Genomic DNA, 19,116 nt, shown 5'->3' on the forward strand with positions numbered 1-19,116 from the left:
TGACTAAGCGGCAAGGCGGTGGTCTTCTTCTCCGGCGATGGAGGGATACCAGCGTTCAACGTAAGACTGGAGCTGGTTATTGAGCACCGCGGTCCGGATTTGCAGTAGGTTGTGCGCGTGCCGAGGCCGCCAAGCCATCTGCTGCCGTTTGACGAATCGCTTGCTGACCACCTGGTTGACGGCCGACTCGACAAAACCTGATGCAATGGGCTCACCATGCCGATAGCGGTCACCGTAGTTCACGATGAAGTGCCGATTGTTGTCGAGGTAGACAATGAACTCCTCGAGCTTGCCGAGGAGTTTGACCTCTTCGGGGCTGGCCTCAGCCTCCAGATCCCAGCCCAGGCTTTCCAGTCGGCGCAACGCCGGATAGGGGCAGCCGTGCTACAGGTGCCACTTGGCGCCATGCAGATCCTTGATCAATGCCGCGTTGGTCGGGCCGTCGCAGTGTGCCGGCCGGCCCTTGATCATCTGTTCGAGGTTCTGTATCCGCATGGCGATGTGGAACCAATCGAGGACGTACTCACCGCGGTCACCAAAGCCGAGCTGCGCAAAACGTACCGTATCCCCGCCGTCCGACAGGAAGGTGACCGGCTGACTGGGTTGCACACCTTCTCGTAGCAGGAAGTTCCACATACGATCGGCCGGTCGGCGCTCCAGCTTGTGCACGTAGGCAAAACTATGCCCGCCATCCTGATCCCGCAGGGACTTCCCGACGATCACTTCAAACCAGCCATCCTGGCGGCGCCGGTGACCGGCCAGCCGAAGGTAGCCGCCGTCAATGCCGACCGCGCGGATCGGACTGGGCTACGGGATCTCGGACGAACTGACGCTCGCGGTCACCTCCGCATACTGCCGGGCGTCGGTGGCCTGTTCTGCTTCCAGCCGGCGACCGAGCGTGGTGACCTGGCGCCGGATTGAGCTGGCTGCCAGCACATGATCGAGCGGCAATACCTCTTGCAGGACATTGACGGTCAGACCATACGACATCAACGCCGCAAACTTTACCTCGAGATACCGCAGTTCTGGACTGACCCGCTCAGGCAGAAAGCGGGCGACCGGGCTGAAGCTAGGTGCGTCGCCCTGGCACCGCCGGCAGGGGTACAGCCTCGGACTGTCAATCGACAGACGCCCGAACGCGCTACGGAAAACCAAATGATGGTGGCCCTTGCAAGTCAGCTGCGACCCGCACTTGGGACAAACGCTGGCCTGGGCAACTGCCTCGGCAACCTATGCCGTGACCATCGTGCGCTGCAGCCGGCCCAGCAATGATTTCGCCTCCTCCAGATGCAGGCCCAGCGAGCCCACATCAAGACCGTCTCTCTCGAACTGGGCTATTTCGGTGACGATGGCTGGCACGTCTCCATCGTCCTGCACGACGAATTGCAAGCTGATACGCATGGCCGCCCTCCTCCATTGGAAACTGCGGCGACCAGTCTACCTCTCGAACTCTCGCAACCGATCATTGACGGTCTGACGGTCAAAGCGACGATCCAGCCAAGTCAGCCACCCGTCGACCTCATCGCGTAAGTCTTCCAGTGCAATTGGATCCTCGCGCAGAGACTCGAGCCAGTCAAGGAACTCGTACTCACTGTGTTCCTCCCTGGCCTCCAGTTACCTCTCGATCCCGCCAATGTCCTCTGGCGGACCCCGGCGCTCAATTACTAGTCAGCCAAGCCTTAAGTATTTCCCTGATTCGCGCTTTTCCAGTTCCTTCAACTCGCACGGAACTAATTGCACCCACACCGTACCCGTAAGCATACGCATCCTGTTCTAACTCAGGAACCGAGCTTTGCCCAGGGAGGAGTAACAGGCACGGTGCAGGCGACGCCCCATCGACTCTCAGGGCATCATGATAGATGTGGCCGGACTCCATGGCATCGAGTACGTTTTCTCTCCCGCTTCTCCACTTTGCGTCAAGGACGAGCGCTCGTGGGCCCGTCTCTCCCTTGTCAATGAGCACGATGTCCGGCCTACGTTCTCTGGATAAGCTCCACCCAATTCGCGTCGCCGATGTCTTGAGGGCTGGGAACGTGGCTTGAAAAAGGACTTCGAGCCACCGTTTGTCCCCCAGCTCAAAACGCAGAGCGCGTTCAGCTGAAACCGCCTTGGGTGCTGCCTCGATAGGTGTCACGCCGGTGACCTCCGTTACGCACTGCGCAACACAAAGGTAACACCATGTCTCATAAATTCCCCATGATGGGGGAATATGCAGCTGGTCGCTGTCGTGGCCTCCTTCAACCCCCGTTAGTAGCGCCCAGCAACCAAGGCGGTAGGCCCGACTGTACGCAGGTTGCGCCGCTATTTGTGTAAGGCCGGCTGCCGATGTCTCGCTGGACGTGACCTCACGAAATAGTGGCGTGAACATCAGCTGCTGTGTGCGCTGCGCCAAGCTATCCAAGTCACGTAGTCGTCGCTCAGCACGGAGACGCTGCTCTTCCAGCGGACTTCCAAGCTTCGAATCCAAGACTCTTTCCCGTATGAATGAGACGGCGGCTCGGAAACGTCGCAAGAGCGCAAGCATTGCCCGGTTTGCGGGAGTGTCGAACGTTGGTGCAGAGGTCCGACTATTGACTTGGAACGAGTCCATCGACTCCGCGCCCAATATGCGTCCAGTGGCAATAGCAGCCAGCCGCCTATCCTGCAGCGATGTATGATGCAGTCGCCGTACCCGCGAGAGAGGTAGTACTTTGGTGTCTGCGGATAGAAACCTATGGGGGAAGCGCCCAATCGTTTCGACCGAATCAAGAAACGACGGCCCATACTCTCTCAAGCGAGCGAGCAAGATGTCGTTCTCATACTTGCCCGTACGTCCTTCCCGTCCAAACGCCATTGTTGCCGAGGACGTTCCGCTCAACAGAATCTGGTCGAAAGCCCTGATATCCGAGACCATTGCATTGAACTCTGACTGACCGGTCTTGGAAGGGCTTGGGCTGACGTCCAGAAAAAATTGAGAGCCAACTTCGCTAGGCAGCAAAACATCGACCACCACCATCCCTGCGTAAAAGCTAGGCCGCCAAAGGAACAGTGATGAGCCATCGCGGCGTAGTTCGACATCGTCAACATACACTCGAGCATCGGGACGTCCGACACTAAGCACATAGTCCGTATCTTCAGTAAGTCCCGTTAGGACCTTATGCGCTTGAACTTCAGCCCAGATGCCACTGTCTTGTATGTCGGCTCTTCGAATGCGTAGCACCGCTAGCCCCTCTCGAGACTAACGCCAGAAACGGGCCGAGCCCGTTGCGACGAGGTCTTCTTGCAGACTTTCAACCTTGCTGCAACACCTGGCGAGTCCGTTGTCCTCCAGAACTTTATGAGTTTCCTGAAGTGCCTTTTGAAACTTGGCAGAGGTCTCACCGCGTAGTTTCGGTAGAACCTTGGCGTACACAACGTCGTCGAGCGCAGCCGTCTCGGATGGTGCGAATGCAGACTGGAATGCTAGATAGCTCAGCACGTCGCTAATTGTTCGCCAGCCAAAGTGCAGTCGTACTGGCGCAAGGGCCTCGCCGAGGGCACTGAGAAGAGCTTGAGTCTTCTCCTTTAGCGCCGGGGGAAGCGGAGCGGTGGCCCATCCCGGAAAATCCTGCACGTTGATATTCCAAAATTCGAGTGTGTAGGCGCGGTCAAGCACCTTGTCGGACAGACCATGAGTGGTCTCATCCATGTTCAGGGTGCCGATGATGGCGAGATTGGCTGGGTAACGCACGCGCCTCGGGATAGGCGTGGTCTCTTCACTGAGTTGATGAAGGTCGAGCCATCCGTAAGTTTCCATCGCGGATAGCACTGGTGCCAAATACTGCTCCGGATGGGAGAGGTTCATCTCATCAAGAATCGCTACATAGGGATGCTCGGGGTCTGCGGCGGCGCGTAGCAGCAGGTCAAGGAACGGGGCGCTTCTGTAGGATGTGTCCTGTATGGGATTGACGTAGCCGAGCAAAGGACTTGGGTCATACCAACCCGGCTGGACAGGGATGACTCGGACTCGGTCATGGTCGTACGTGTCGACATTGCCCAGCGCCAGAGCGTAGTTCAGCGCCAACTGAGTCTTGCCGGACCCTGAAATACCAGTGAGAACGGCGAAGTGCCGAACCGGGTGAAACCAGAGTCCAGCGTGGAGTTGAGCGACCAGCGACTTCTCCAGTACGAGCTTTCCAGCAACCAATGCAGAAAGGCGTTGCCATAACTCGGGAAGCGCCGGCAGTTGCGTGGCGTCGGAAACCTCTACCTTAACCTCGACCACCGGCTCCGTCGGCGCGGGTAAGCACTCTGGCTCCCAGGTGACAAGTTCTGCCCAACGCTTGCCGCGTTCGGTGAGCTTTAACTGTTTTTTATCGCCGACCTCAATGACCCCGAGACTGGTCAGCCATCCGAGAAGTGAAGTCGGGGCAAAATCAGACGTCCAGCCAGGGTGTACTTTCTGAAGCATTGCGACGAGGCTAGCCTTGCTCTGCGGCGCAGAGTCCAATACCTTCACTACATGGTCGACACCAAGAATCTTGGTTAGCAGGTGGTCAGCCAGTTCGTCTGGGTCTTGCGTCTCAAGCAAGTTGATACCACGAGCGCTTAGCCGGTAGGTGTCCCCGTCGCGCTTACACAGGTCAAACTCTCGAGAAACGACGTTGATGCAGGTGATGAGGCTGCTCGGGGCGAGTTCGGGGTTGCTCTGCCTGATGATGTCCGAGAATTCTTCTTTGGAAACGCCCTCGCTGAGTTCAGGAAGGTATCCCAGCAGTGTCTGGAAGCCGCCCTTCAGGGACGTTAGTCCCTTGCGCCGCAATGTCGCAGGTACTGGTGTCAGCGACGCTGCATGCTCCGTCGGGTCAATCGGCGTATCACCGATGCCATCGTCCGCGATGCGCTCATAGACCATCCACGGCAGGCAAATCCTCCGCACGATGTCGACGGGGTCGGTATCGTTGACCGGCCCGAGCACTGTATCGATACGGGTGCGAATCGCCTTGTGCGCTCTAACGGGATGGTCGTTAGCCGCCCCACCCATCTCCTTGTGGAGAAATAGTAGCTTGCCAGGGTCTGCGACTGTAGTGAAGTGCTCTGGGTATATAGCGCACAGGACGCGATTGAGTTTCAAGCGCGGAGTGCGTCCGCAGAGAACCTTGAGGCGGGCCCGGAGTTCGTCGTACAGCGCCGTAAGTTGAATCTCTGCCGCCACGGGGTCCGCTGGCACCGGTTTCGTTACTTCGGTCGCAAACCAATCTCGGAAGGCGGCGTCAGCTAGAGCCGGAGCCGTCTTGACGGAGCCCATTCCTGTAGCGGCTACAGGATTGTCGTCCCATAGCTTCTTCAAAAAATTGGCATCGTCGAGCTTACTGGGAATTCCAGCTTTAACCTCGGCCACGAAAGCGGCCAACCTCGAGTACCAATCCTGAGCGCCTTTGGACACTGCGGCCCCGCCTAGGGCGGCATTCAGCTGAGCTTTCAGCGCAGCATCGCTCTCCAGTTTCCCGTTCAAGTTTTCTCCTGTTCCTGTTCTTGTGAGGCCGTGGAAGGTTATAGGATGATATCAATGGTCGACGTACCTCTGCTGCGTTCTCAAGACAGTCTCGACAGGAATATGACGACGGGCCTCTCTTGCACAGCAAATGTCCTCGTGGTTGACAAGTGCAACTGAATTTCTCGCGCCCTCTCCTTCACCCGGCCACGCTCCCATGAGAGCTGTTAAGACGACGAAGGGTCGATGAGCCCGCGTCATGTGCACAAGCCGACGGGGCCGTACCACGTTGACCAGTATCTCAGCCTCTCCATCTTCACAAAGGAAACCGTCGAGAAGCATTGCTTGTCCATGTGACAATCCTGTCACGTATTCCAAAAAACGGAATGTCAATATATAGCGCGTATTTTAGCGGACCTGCTGCACGCAAGCGCCACTTGCAATCCAGAAGGCGCTACCGGAACATTGACGCTATCCAACTCCCTTCGCGTTCATGCATCACATCAAAGAGGTACGCTCCCAGGTCATGGCGAGCTTTGACGCCTATCTCGAGGCGGTCTGCGCCGAATGTGGGATTGCCGCCCCGGATAGCCTAGGAGACGGCATCGGCGACGTCGCGTCGAACAAAGGCCCTGTTAGCTATGCACTGTCCCGGCAGCAGCGCTTCGCAGCCTTCAAGTGGTTCAGTTCAGGAGCTTCCGCCGAAATTGTAGAGACATTCTACGTTGAGCCCGCTACGAAGGGGCACAAGAGCGGAGTCAAGCTCTATTCGCTACCGCACGCCGCGGCGTCGACCTGCACCGTCAACCCGTTCTTACAACGGTGGCGGACAGTTATTGGAGGGGAAGCAGACACGGCAGCATCGGCCCCGGGGTTCACTGAGCTATCGGCCGTGCTCGCCAGCCGTGGCCAAGTCAATACGACAAGCGCCGACCAGGATGCTCTAATACAGCTGCTGCGTGCAGACAATGAGTACCTGCATTGGACCGTTGTTGAGCAGGCCGACGAGCTTAAGGCGGTCAAGGCAAAGCTGAAGTCAATCGGGACACAAACTCCAACCCTGGACGCGCTGTTTGCGAACAACGCCAGCACCAGCATCCCTGTACCTGAGAACCAGGAAACGCTCACCCTGGACGACCTTCCGAGCTGGGCTGCCGACAACGTCGACCGGATTGTCATCCTGCCGCGAGCGCTCAATGGCGCTAAAAAGTCTCAGTATCAGAGTCCCGAGACCATCATGCGGGCATTGGAGCTTCTCGCCGGCCCATACAGGCTGCTTCGCCTTGGCGAACTGTCCCGTGCGGAGTTTGACGCCGCAATGAACGAGGCTGGCGTGCAGCTTTCAGGCTCCGTCGCCCCCTCCATAGCCGGCGAACAGGGCGACAGCTACTATGTGACATGGGCAGGTAGACGTCGCTTCCTTGAATTTCACCTCATCAAGGGCGGTGGTCGTGATGAGCGGTACTGCTTACGCATCTACTTCTTTTGGGACGAACCTTCGAAGCGTTGCATCGTCGGACAGTTACCTTTTCACTTGGATAACAGCTTGAGTTAGCCCATGGCAAGTTCTAAAAAGAAGCAGCTTCGGTTGGTCGAAGCAATGAGTCGGGCTGTAAGAGAGAACCCTGTGGGGTTGATTGAGTTGCTCTCACAATTCAGCGACCGACCGTCCGACACGCCCGTTGTCGATAGGTTCCTTGCGCAATTCGGTGAGCGACTCGGACAAGAGCTTACCGTACTGATGAGAACGGCTTCGCCAGTCACGCGTATCCTGGCGTACTTCGAGACAGAGCCAGAGGGTCCTTGGGAGTTCTTCCGCTCCAGGTACACACACCCCACCTTTTGCGCCGGAGGCCTTTCCTCCTTGGTCGAGGCTATGGAGGCGTTGCAGAACACTGCGCCGGGAACATCGGTCTCCCTCTGGATTGCTCCCACTCACGCTTCGCAATATGGGGACTGCATAATTCTGGCACACGCCTCAACGGGCGAAACCATCCCCGCGCTTGTGAATCAGGGTCGGGTAGTCAAGATTCCGGGCGGCAACATGGACGTCTTTACCGTTGCGTTTGGCCGTCTGTTGGGGGATGAAGAGGTTGACCTTCAGGCCGAATTTGCCATAGCCAAGACCAACCTGACAGGCAAGAAAGATGCATTACTGGCCAGCCTGGCAGACTCGGGCATAGAGCTTGACCTGACGGATGACCAGTGGGCTCGGGTACTGGCTTGGGTCGCCGATACGCAAGCCTGGGAAGCCGCATTCATAGCGTTTGCCACCGCTCACGCAAGTGATGCGGTCACTGAGTCGCAGCTTGTCCTTCAAATCCTAACGACCAATTTGACGGAGTCATTCAACCGCCTCATCAAGAGGCAAGCAGAAATGATAGCTGAGGCAGAAAAGAACCAGGAGAAGAAGCTCAGGCGGCTCACCTCCGATTTCGAGAAGATGCGTACGCTAACCGATGGCGTCCGGAAGCGGGCTGAGCGTGCCGAACGCGACAATAGAAAGTTGATTAATGAGCTGCGCCAACTGAAATCAACCCGCGCTCCCGTACCGGTAAACCAAGCACCAGACACCTCTGACTTGAGCAAGGCACTTGACGCCTTCTTTTGACTGACCGCGTTAAATCATCGGCCCCAACGAGGTGTTGGGGCCGAATGAATCAAACGATTAGTAGTATGCTCGGTCCCCGGCCGCACTACGGTAAGTCGCCGCGGCGCGTACCGGCTCACGCGGCACTTCCTTTTCTACGACGGACGCTGGTTCAGCCTTACTAACTGCCGGCGCTGACTACCTGTCCGTAGCCGGGGCTCTTGCTACTAGCAGCGTCCGACTCCGCAACAGCTACATCACGGAGGTTTTGGCTAAGAGCAGCGTATTCAGGAGGTTCAGTTCGTTGGACGCCATAAAGTATCGGTCATCAAATACCGTGTCGAGCTTCAGTGGGCTGACTTCACCTACTGAGGCGGCCCAGGGAAAGGAGTCGTAACACGGTAGTGGTGGCATGATGGCCGCGCCTGCATTCAGAGTTCGGCCAAGGGCCTCCTGCCACAGAGCCTGGTCATCCAAGCGGAATGGGTTATCGTCGTCAGCTGTTTCCGGGTGCAGGAAACTGTAGTAGCCGGCGGGCACCGCCACCCAAGTGTTTGGTGATTTTAGCTCTTTTAGTGTCCGGAACTCATTGGCAGCATCATGCTGGTCGCGCTGCAAGAGACGCAGCAGGTTAGTGGCCGGCACACGCATTGCAGAAGGAAATTCTCGCGTACGGTAAATCTCATGGAGCTGGCCGATGAGCGCGCGGCTGGCCCTTCTGAGCTGCGTTTCGTGGCCCTCAAACGCGAAAACCTCTTGTTTCTCGAAGTCTCGCCAAGTCTCGACCGTCACCGGGCCAGAGAAATGAATGTGGTCGGGCACACTCGTGCCGGTCGGCGCGCAAGCGAGCAAGGGCCCAATTGGGCTGGCCACCAAATCCAGCAGCGTCTCGACGAAGCGGGCTTTAACCATTGAACGGCCGTCCGCGTCCTTCTTGGCCACGCCGTGCAGCTTCGCTCGGGAAAAAATCTCTTCAACATTCGCCTTTGCTCGCAAGGCTAGGCTAACCAGCTCTTGATTCCGACTTTGGAGCTTGAAGACTTCGGCTTCCTTGACGAACTCGGCGACATATTGGGACATCAGGCTAATAAGCTCATCTGTGCCCACCGCACCGACAGGCACAAGCGCCAAGGGCTGCCTTAGGCCAGAGTCTCCAGTGATGCGGGTGAAGATGGTCGAGCGGAGCATGACCAGCAGCGTCATGAGGTCGAGTGACTGGCGGAGCCATTGCCGCTTGTCTATTTCGTCTTCGGAAACGATAAAGTCGTCGACAAGCATGACGAGATGCCGGGGTACTCGGTCGCCGGAGCGTCGTTCACCATGCTCATCTACATACATGCCGCGTCCGCGGTAAATGAGTTGCGCTATCTCCATCAGTGCTGACTCGATGTTAAAGCGCGGTACGCTTGCAATAATCCAGTCCGTCAAGGGGAACGACACCCCTCGAGCGCCTGACGAGGTCATCAGGAAGACCCGAACCTTATCCCGTGTCCCTGGTGCTACCAGTTCCTTTCGCTTCCAGCCGGGAACCGAAGAATCGAGCACCTGGACGTTCTCCTGGGTCAGTCCTGCGTCCTCCTCCGCGAGTGCGGTCTTGACCTTGCGAAGAAACTGCTTGTCCTGGGCGAAGTAGATGACTTGTCGGGCATTGGAATCCAGGGCTTTGAGAATTTGCTGGCATGCCCCTGCAATCGCCGCCTCATCCGCCGCCTTCCTGATTGCCTCCCGCGGCGTCTGCAATTCACCGAGATGCTTTGTGCTTTCCTCCAGCTTCACGGCAGTGAGCTTCACCCGGTAGTGCAGGTGCAGCTCGCTTGCCGGGTAGCTATTCGTCATGACGTGCAACGTCTCTCTCTTGCGCTTCGGACAGCCAATTTTGACTGAGGTAGCTGCAAGTCGGAACGGCGTTTCCCCGCTCGACTTTGACACCAGGACTTTGTCCGGCGTCCTGTCACCGGCATTGAGATAGCGCTCCAGGACAACTTCGTTGCCCAACGATGCATCGGACACCACGAGCGTCACGGTGAAGGGACTTGGTTCATCTTCGAAGCAATCGATGAACTCGTTGCCCAGCCAATTGGCGATAGTGTGGACGAATCCCGCACCCGCACCGTCCCCGGCCAGCTCGTCCACCATGACCACGATGGTTTGCATCCTACGCGCAAATACGCGCCGCTCTTCGCGGCCGGCGCCGGTGGATGCCTTGTTGACGAAGAGGCTCGAAAGTGCGTCGATGGTTGTCTTGGCATTGTCGCGCTCGCGAAACCCCTGTAGCGCCGCCGTCAGCACCATGCGATTGACGACAGGGTTCAAGGCCAACAACTCACGCGCCGTCGTGGACATACCCTTCAGAACGCCTGTCAGTGGCCGTTCTTTGACAAGGTCCTCATGCTCGGAGAGGGTATCTTTGCGCAGCTTGTTTCCCGCATGCTCAGCGTCTATCTCTTCTTCCTGACGTGGGTCGAGCACGAGCATCGAACCCTGAGGCTTTGTGAGATTTGGGACGCCGTCCGCCACCACGGCGCCATCGATATGGCGAGTGGTATCCAGACCTTTCTCGACCTGAGCCTTATGCCAACTCTCCGCAGCTGCGATGAGCGGGGCATTGGTAGTGATGGTCAGAATCCCTGTAGGCGACTTGTCCTCGTTCCTGGCCAGACTTTCGGTTACGTCGCGGTTGATGACCACACGAGGACTGACATACAGGAATAAGTACCCTTCCTGCTTCTTACCAAGGTGTGTCCGTAGCGCTGTTGTCTTACCAATACCCGGATTACCTTCAAGGGCAAGGACATTGAGCGTCCCAGACTTCGCGCATTGCATGCCTGCAACAATCGCAGCAGCATGCATGTCTCGCAGCGAGAGCGTCGATTCGCCTTTGGCAAAATCCCTCATCGACGCGCCGACAGCCTCCTTTGCCGATTGACCGAAGTAGGCGTCAAGCCGAGGCTCATCGGGCACGAGCGCGATGGCGTCGTCAAGGGAAAATTTATCGGTAGGATTGGCAAATTGCGGGACTGTTTCGTCGAACTCAAACAGGTAGTCCTCACCAGCCTGCGGTGTGCGGCGAAGGTCTTTCATGCCGAGACGAAGCCTTTCCGGCAACTTGTTGACCATCCCCTTAAAGAGGCCGTTAATCTGATTCTCAAGCTCAGCCTCGCCACCATCTGGAATCTTCACAGTGTTGCGATAGGCGACTCCCATTTGTGCCATGATCTCGCGCCGAGGCTCCGGTTCGCCGTCGGGCTCAAATCGTGCAACGAGGCTTTCGAGGCCGTTCGGTGTGATGGCGAGAGCCCGCGCCATGCAAGGTCGGTTAAGCATCCCCAACCGCTGCAGGAGCAAAACCGTGGATTCTGCGTAGGAACTCGCCTGGCAGAGTTTGTAAAACGGCTTGTTCTCGGAAGTCAGTGCCCCAAGATAGTTCTTGACGTCTTCGGACAGCTCAAAGGTCTCCCCCTCAACCTCGGCCGCCACCCGCGCAAAGACGCTACGGGAGTCCACGATGCGGCGGTGACGAGTGAGCTCATCAAGGTGAGCGCCTTGCTCGCGAAAGTCACCCAACGACGGCGGCATGTCGTAGGAGTATTCCTGAACGAGGAGGTAGTCGTCTTTGATGCCTGCGGAGAGCCATAGCATGAAGTCGGCGTTAGCGGGCTGCCCTTTACGGGACCAGTCCGGGTCGATAACGCCGGGCAACGACAGCTCCTTGTAGAACGCCTCGCGATTCTCGGCCCGCGCAGATTGCTCAAGAGTCGACTCGCCGGGCAGCATCAGCGGGCACCAAAGCGCCTTGACTTGAAGTGCCGATGGGTTTTTGAATTGGGAGCGGACCGACTGCAAGTATGCTCGAGTCGCCGTGTAACCAACTCCATAGGCGGTCAGGGCAAGATGTCGCACGCCTGCTTTAATGACGTCGCGGGCAGACTCATCCAGGACTTGGAGTTCATCCGTGAGCGCGCGGGAGACCTCCAAGAGCCGGGTATCGCGCCAACGCTCCAAGCCGGGCCGGTCTTGTGCAATCAGACCTTGCTCAATCAGGCAGGCCAGAACGCCGCGCTTGACGAGTACTTCATAGGCCTGCCCCCAAAGTACCGCTTGCTGATGAAAGCTCAACTCGCTCACTCGGCCTCCTTGTGCAGGACTTTGGTGACATGAGCTAGCACGGCAGGTAGGGAGAGCTGGACAGTACCCCCGCGTCGCCGTGTCATCGCCTCGATTTCGCCAGCTGTGGAACGCTTGGTTGGGTTGACCCAACCGTAAGGGTCAAGCACGGGAAGGAGAACCGGGGTCGATTTCGGCGGTAGCTTTTCGCCTTCCATGAAGTGGATGGCCCGGAGAACGCTAATCAGGGATTTCCGGATTTCAGCTGCCTCGACTCCGACGCCAAGGATGTTCTGACGCACCGTTTCCCGCATCTCCACATCCGTGATGCGTTGCTCGCCATCAAAGAAATAGGTGCAGAATCCAGATTGCGGCCGGTCGCCCTCATCTCCGACCACGGCCAACGTCGCAAAGGTGTATATCGGCATAATGCTGCGGAGGACGTCGCTGGAAACAGCGTCATACATGTCCTGGTGGTCCTTGAAGTTAACCACCTCGAATGCGCTCTCCGTGCCTGTACGCTTGCGCAACCTCGTGGCCGGGAATACGTCACGCCGCAGTGTGTAAAGATGTACGTCAGGGAAGCGCTGCGCCGCTGCTTCCATGAATTCCAAGGTGCCGTGAGGTGCATGACGTTCTGCAGCACGGCCGATATGCCGATTTCCGAAATGATGCGACAAAAGAATCACATGCTTGAAACCCTCTCCATGCAAGCGGGCGATTTCCTCCAGTACCGGCTGCGGATTCTTGAACTCCTTGCGGTTTTCGACGAGACGTGAACGCATGCGCAAGACCTTCAATGTGGCTCCGGTTGCTTCCCGCTCTGCGACATATGTCCGACTCAGGAACAGGTAGCCATCCGCATCAGCGTGGTACGGATGTGAGTCACACGGGCGGGTCACGTAAGTCACCAGCGCTACCTTGTCGAGAGCACCCTCCAGGCCAAAGTTGAAGGACTGCCCTCCCAGGAGAGCCTGCAATGCGCCGCGGCGCTTCCAGCGCAAGGTGTCTCCAGCTCCGTCGGCTTCCGTTGTCACACCCTGCAGCTTGATGAAACCTTCCCGAGCAAGGGCCTTCTCAATGGCTTGACTGGCGGCATAGACGGCCGTATTGGCATCATCCGCATCAGCTTCGCGGTCTTTTTTGCGCCCCGTATGCTGGAGGCGAATCAAGGCAATGCCCAGGTCAGGCTTGTGCTCGCGAAGCCGTCGCTGCAACTCCCATAAGGTGACATAGGCGAGAATCGTGAAGGCTGCCACGGAAGCTGAGCGCATTTGCTCGGAACTGGCCCGGACTGTTTCATCAGACACCTTCTTGACCTGGAGCAGGGAAAGGTCGTACTGCAATTCGATACCCACGCCCGTATCGAATGGCTGCAGATTCGAGGCATCGGGCTCCCAACGCTTCTCCGACTTGAGCCAGTGGTAGGGAACTAAGCGAACTGGCAAGACCGGTGAACTGAGATTTCGCTCCATGGCGACGGAAAGGGGTGAGCCTGCCGCGGCCAGAGACCGCTCGTTGAGTTCGGTTTTGACCGTGTAGGAGGCCAGGCTGCCTGGAACGATGGTTTCTTTGGAAATCGTAAGGTGGTTAAACCACGCTATCGAGTTGTCCCCATTCTCAGCCTTCCTCAGGATGTCCGTGGTGGGACTGATGGATTCAATGGCTTCCCAGTTGACGATATCGCGGTGAATCGACACCGAGAACTTGTCGGCGGTGTTGCTCGCCAGCGTCACCACCTTGTTCGACTTGCTCTTCAATACTTCAATAAGTTCGTCGGCCAGTCCGTCGACCACCTTGATGCGGTCGCGGAGCGAGGCATGCACCCGCTTCAAGGTCGCAAGAGGGTCAAGCTTCAGTGATAGGGCAAGCTGCGTGGCCTCAGCAACGACATCCACCGGCTTCGGGTCGTTAAGCGAGTCAGGAATGGCCAGGTGCAAAAAGAGGAGCTCGGCGATATCTCGCCGTACTCGCTGGTCCGGGCCCGGTTGTGTCAGAAGGCGGTCTTGCAGCCTTTCCAGACGAGTGCTAAACGCGGACTTTCCCGACATCGGATTGTCGCCGTTAACACGGAAGCGATACGATACCTCCCGAACTGTGGCAAAGCCTTGGGTAGGTTCAGTGCGGGTTTCAAAGAGCTGAACAGACCATTGAGCCCAGACGGGAAGACAGGAATAGAACAGAGCCTTTCGCAGATGCTCGGATAGGTCGGATGTATTCGCCTGACCATAGACAGTGGCCGCATCGAGCATCAAGGCTTCACCTCGCACACCAGCGAAGCGCTCGTAACAGTCCTTCACGCGCGCCGCATATGCCTTGAAACCCTTGCTTGACGACTGCGAAGCCAGCGCGTCCATTAGGCGCATCGTTACCTGAAGACGAACACGGGACAGCGCTTCGTCATCAAGAAAATCAAGAAACTCGCGAATCTGGCTGCCTGGTCGATTTCGCTGGGTGCGTATCGCAGCCAAGGTTTCTTCAACTTCGTCCTCGAGCCCGTCCTTGGTGAGCTTGTTGGCAATGCCCTGGAGCATCAATTCGAGGCCGTCTCGTCCATCCACCGTTTCAATGGCGGTCAGAACCCTCCCGATGTCACGACTTCGTTCGTCAGCACGACGGTCGTTCGAAGCGAATACCACCGGAACCATGGAAGCAGTATTCGACGGTTGCGGCTTGGACTCTCCGATAGAATCTGCAAGCGCTTTCAGCGCGACGTCCATGGAGGGGAAAGCCAAGCCATCTAGGTCCGCTCCCGTCAAACTTGCGTCGAGCAAAGCACTAACCCGGGAGTGCAACTTCTCGACAGCTTTTGAGGTAGCTTCCTCCGAGCCGTGGAGCAGTCGACCGCCGATACGGGCTGTCATGCCCCTCGGTGGTATGGGCATATCTCGCATGAAACCACTGTCAGAGCCAGGCGTAAACGTTGGCCGGAATTGTTCCGACAGAATCATGCGCATCAGCGGGACGCGCAAATTGACGACAAACTTATTCCCCGCCCGAGTGACGAAGGGTAACGGGTCTGCTGCGGAAGGGTCAGGTGGCAATGCCGCCCCGAGCAGTTCAACAAGCTTGGCAAGTTGCAGAGATGGGGTGGTGGAACGAGCGGATACGCTCGAGCCTCCCCGGGAGGGGCTAGCTGTCATGGTCAACTCCTTTTCTGGCAGGGATAACCACTTCACCGTCCAAGCTGACCATGCTCGGGGGTGGAATCGGCGTTTAATGGTTGCAGTGTAGCAAAACTTTGCCCGGAGCCAGCGATAATGGGCTTCCTTAACCGTTTTCCAGTAAATCGCTCCCGACAAGCCAGGTCAGACTCTGATTAATAGTCGCTTCAAAAAAAGGAGCGCCGGACGTTACAAAGCGTTATCTGGGGTAATCGTCCTTCGCGAGCGGATTGATACGTTTCGGCTCCAAAAACGCTTGTGATTCAAGAGCTTGCAGAAGAAGAAATTTCTCAAGGTGATAGCGAACCGGAAAACCTTGCTGGAAGCCTTCCCGGGGAGTCACCGTTACATTTTGCACATTTCGAACGATTACCCCTTTTGGCGCGCTCTCCAGATATGGCGGGCTCGACGGCGTTGATCCAGGATCTGGACCCCGAGGAGGCGCGCCGCCTTATCGACCCGGTGATACTGCTGATGATGGAGGCCGTGCATCATTATGAAGGCTATGTCGCCAAGATCCTTGGAGATGGCATCCTCGCTCTATGCGGCGGTGAGCATGGAAGCAGCCACAGCGAGGATGGCTTTTTTGGCGCCGCGCGGTGCCTTGATGCGCAGAAATTGCGCGTTCAAATAGCTGGCTTTGACGCGTACCGCAGCCCAGGCAGCCGTCACCAAAGCGATCTTGAGCCAGGTGCCACTCTTGCGCACCCGCGTGTTGCGCCGCTTGCCGGCGCTCTCGTCATTCCGCGGACACAGGCCCGCACACGACACCTTATATGATCATGCGGATGCGGAAGCCCAGGTCTGCCTCGATCAGGCCCGCGCACGGCTGCAGACTGCTGTGAAACAAGCGGTGAAGACCGAGGAATCTGAGGAACGCGCGCGTAACGAGAGCTTTGAGTAGTTCGGGGACGTCTGGATCCACCACTTCTTGGGCGATAGCGGGCATGTCAGTTGCGATCCCACCGGATCCCACGGCGGGGCGGGACGCGGGGGACGCGATTTCGATGTGTAGCATGACGCGACAAGCGGACTGGTACAGACGGCGCTGGCCAGCGCCGCAGGCCGACATAGCAGAAACAATGACGAAACGAAGTCGGTGCCCGGATTTCACCCCAAAATGTTCTCCCGAGCTATTTTGGCGCCTGACTCGCAGCGAGTATGGTGCGTGCAAATCCCTATTCTGTAGGCCGAATCGCAAATGCCCGCGAACGCCGACAGGTTTGCGGCCGGGCGCTTCACAGAACCTTCTCCAAGCTTTATAGACCCACCGCGCCCTTGGCAAGTTTGTAAGAAAAATCCTTAGATGCGGCATCCATCCATACCACAAATCTGCGCATCAGAACCTTCGTCGAGTTTAGCTGCGTGCACAGCCGTTTGAAGCAATGCCTTCTGGAAGGCTTCCGCTTCCCGTGCCCCTGACAAGTAAGACTTGCCATTGAAAATAAATAGCGGCACACCACTACCGATGGAATTTATGGCCCTCTCTTCATGTGCGATTTCTGACAGCTTACTGTTGTCATCGAAGGCAATTTTCCTATCGGAAATCCCAACACTTTTCGCGATGCCGAGCAGTACGTCCCTGTCAAAGATGTCAAGGCCCTCGGTCGTACTCGCCGCGAAGAGCCGTTCAACAAGGCGACTCTTTACCTCTCCGTTTTCCACTGACTTCACAAGAACATGGGCATCGGTCGTGTCGCCGAAGCGCATGGTGCCGAAGTTGTACGTCAAGCCTTCCATGACGCCATTCGCTGCGACCGCCTCCATCATCCGCGTCGCTGCAATATGGCTGCCAAACTTGTTGAAGAGCGCCAATTTTAAATCTTCCGGGGCCATGCCTCGCGCCAGTCGGTATGCCTTGTGCGTGACTGTGACTTCAATTTCGCCGCTGAGCGAGTTCACTGCCTTCTCCAAGCGTCGCTTTGCAATCCAGCACCAGGGACACACGAAATCAGACCAGACCTCTACGTTGACTCTTTTCATACCACTGCTCCTCGATAAGGCCTTCGGAGTCCCGCGCATAAACCCTATCCCGCATCCCCATCAGTAGATGACTAGTCATATACTGATGGGGCGTAAGCCATTTCAGAGCCCTGCTCGGCGACATCTTCCTTGCCAATTGGAATTTGCTACTGGGGGGTCAAAACCTGGCTTGGCGAGCCGTCCTACGCATGCATGTAGAACGCCACCGACTTAAGCAGGCCGACCAATCGCGAAGTCATCTCTGCGAGGCCGCTGTGCAAACGGCTTTCATGTCGCCTCAGGGTAGAGGTTCTCAAGAGAGTGCTTGTTCATTGCGCTGTTCTTACTTAGGAATTCAGTGCTTCAAGCATCCGCGAAGTTATCTCGTTCACATTCCCCAGCCCGAATACTTTCCGGTATATCGGCTTCAACGCGCTTCCAGACGCCTCTTTGTTCGCCGTCAATCCGAAGTAATAGTCGACCAGCGGCCGTGTTTGCTGGGCATAGACCTCAAGGCGCTTCCTGACGATTTCCTCCTTGTCATCGTCTCGTTGAATGAGCGGTTCTCCGGTTTCGTCATCCACATTTTCGCTCTTGGGTGGATTGAACTTGACATGGTACGTTCGGCCGGAGGCGGCATGAACTCGCCGTCCACTCATACGCTCGATGATGGCTTCAAAGGGGACATCGATCTCCAATACATAGTCAATCGGAACGGCTGCATCTTTCATGGCTGTGGCCTGCGGGATAGTCCGCGGGAAACCATCAAACAAATACCCATTCTTGCAGTCGTCCTCCATCAGCCGGTTCTTCACCAGGCCGATGATGAGGTCGTCGGACACCAGGCCACCCATTTCCATGGTCTTCTTGGCCTCTATGCCCAAAGGAGTTCCCGCCTTCACTGCTGCACGCAGCATGTCGCCAGTTGAGATTTGCGGAATAGCAAACTTCTCGCAGATGAACTTTGCTTGCGTGCCTTTTCCGGCGCCTGGAGCGCCCAAGAGAATCAAACGCATTTGCGTCCTCAAGTCGTGATGCTGGTATTGCGTGGTGCTTCCACTCAGGCCTTACGCTCGCGGACTCACGGCCCAGGAATGGAACAAGGGAACCCTCTCAGGCAGCTCGAGGTACTCCGGCGCGCTTGCGAGGTGCACGTTTGTTGGCAGGCGAGATGCTCAAGGATTGATCAATCGAATTTGGGCGGAGCGCCCGCAACTGTCCGATGAAGGCCTGGCTCACAGCATCTAAAGGGGCCCGAGATTTTTCGAGCTTGGCGCCGAGCACCGCCCCCTCCCACGCATACCAGAACAGTCGAGACAGGCCTTCGACGTCTGCTTTCTCGGAGAGTTGACCGGCATGCTGCGCCTCCTCCAAGCAAACCTGGATGCGACGTTGCCAGCCGCGGACGGTTGCCAGTAAGGCTTGTCGAAAGGCTTCATCGAGCGCCGCTAGCTCCTGGCCAAGGTTGCCTACGAGGCAACCTCGCCGAAATTCGAAGCGCTCCATACCGGCCGTCGCCTCATCCATAAAGGCTTCGATTCTTTCTATCGGTTCGACCGTCACATCGGAAAGAATTCGGTCGAGCTTCTTGTTGAAGTATTCCGCGTAACGCTCGATGACGGTCAGCGTGTAGGCATCCTTGCTACCGAAGTAGTAGGCAAACGAACCCTTCGGCACACCAGCCGCAGCGACAAGCTCATCGATTGGGGTATTGTGAAAACCCTTCTCGGTGAATACCGCGACCCCGATGCGCACCAAATCCTCGCGCTTGTTCGCGTCGCGCCTTGCGCGTACCGGTTTCTCCATTCCTTTCGATTTCTCAGTCAAAGGATTCCCCTATCTCA

General features: G+C 57.2%; 9 protein-coding genes and 2 pseudogenes. 2 read left to right on the forward strand and 9 right to left on the reverse strand.

Translation table 11 applies throughout. From position 1 onward, the window contains the following. Positions 1-3: 3 nt before the first annotated feature. From CTP10_RS34845 to CTP10_RS34850, 3 genes and pseudogenes are all read right to left on the reverse strand, one after another. Positions 4-1,401 (reverse strand): annotated as a pseudogene (locus CTP10_RS34845) (ISKra4 family transposase). A gap of 256 nt (positions 1,402-1,657) precedes the next feature. Next, a complete protein-coding gene (locus CTP10_RS41435) occupies positions 1,658-2,995 on the reverse strand; it encodes a DUF2357 domain-containing protein (RefSeq protein WP_116322780.1) in 1,338 nt (445 codons plus the stop codon). 222 nt (positions 2,996-3,217) lie between these two features. After that, the gene (locus CTP10_RS34850) at positions 3,218-5,473 is read right to left on the reverse strand and encodes an McrB family protein (RefSeq protein ID WP_116322779.1); all 2,256 of its coding nucleotides are present in this window, start codon (positions 5,471-5,473) and stop codon (positions 3,218-3,220) included. Between the two features lie 472 nt (positions 5,474-5,945). Between CTP10_RS34850 and CTP10_RS34855 the strand changes: the two genes are divergently transcribed. After that, the gene (locus tag CTP10_RS34855) at positions 5,946-7,007 is read left to right on the forward strand and encodes a hypothetical protein (protein ID WP_116322778.1); all 1,062 of its coding nucleotides are present in this window, start codon (positions 5,946-5,948) and stop codon (positions 7,005-7,007) included. 489 nt (positions 7,008-7,496) lie between these two features. Further along, positions 7,497-8,063, forward strand: a complete 567-nt coding sequence (locus CTP10_RS34860; protein ID WP_147316290.1) for a hypothetical protein — start codon at positions 7,497-7,499, stop codon at positions 8,061-8,063. A 231-nt stretch (positions 8,064-8,294) separates the two neighbouring features. Here the strand turns inward: CTP10_RS34860 and CTP10_RS34865 are convergent, their stop codons facing one another. The 6 genes and pseudogenes from CTP10_RS34865 to CTP10_RS34890 all read right to left on the reverse strand — a co-directional run bounded on the left by CTP10_RS34865 (position 8,295) and on the right by CTP10_RS34890 (position 19,099). Then, entirely contained in the window at positions 8,295-12,167 is a 3,873-nt protein-coding gene (locus tag CTP10_RS34865; RefSeq protein WP_116322776.1) for a helicase, read from the reverse strand. After that, the gene (locus CTP10_RS34870; RefSeq protein WP_147316289.1) at positions 12,164-15,289 is read right to left on the reverse strand and encodes a hypothetical protein; all 3,126 of its coding nucleotides are present in this window, start codon (positions 15,287-15,289) and stop codon (positions 12,164-12,166) included. The genes CTP10_RS34865 and CTP10_RS34870 overlap by 4 nt, the downstream gene beginning before the upstream one ends. Before the next feature lie 564 nt (positions 15,290-15,853). Next, positions 15,854-16,081, reverse strand: a pseudogene (locus CTP10_RS34875) (transposase); the annotation flags it as partial. Positions 16,082-16,612: 531 nt separating this feature from the next. Further along, positions 16,613-17,293, reverse strand: a complete 681-nt coding sequence (locus tag CTP10_RS34880; RefSeq protein WP_116322773.1) for a DsbA family oxidoreductase — start codon at positions 17,291-17,293, stop codon at positions 16,613-16,615. 326 nt (positions 17,294-17,619) lie between these two features. Continuing rightward, positions 17,620-18,288 carry an adenylate kinase gene (adk, locus tag CTP10_RS34885; RefSeq protein WP_116322772.1) on the reverse strand — a complete coding sequence of 223 codons (669 nt, stop codon included), beginning with the start codon at positions 18,286-18,288 and terminating at the stop codon, positions 17,620-17,622. Positions 18,289-18,385: 97 nt separating this feature from the next. After that, positions 18,386-19,099, reverse strand: coding sequence for a TetR/AcrR family transcriptional regulator (locus CTP10_RS34890; RefSeq protein WP_233528363.1), 714 nt, complete (start codon positions 19,097-19,099; stop codon positions 18,386-18,388). Positions 19,100-19,116: the final 17 nt, after the last annotated feature.

It is taken from the genome of Cupriavidus sp. P-10 (genome assembly GCF_003402535.2).
GTDB lineage: Bacteria > Pseudomonadota > Gammaproteobacteria > Burkholderiales > Burkholderiaceae > Cupriavidus.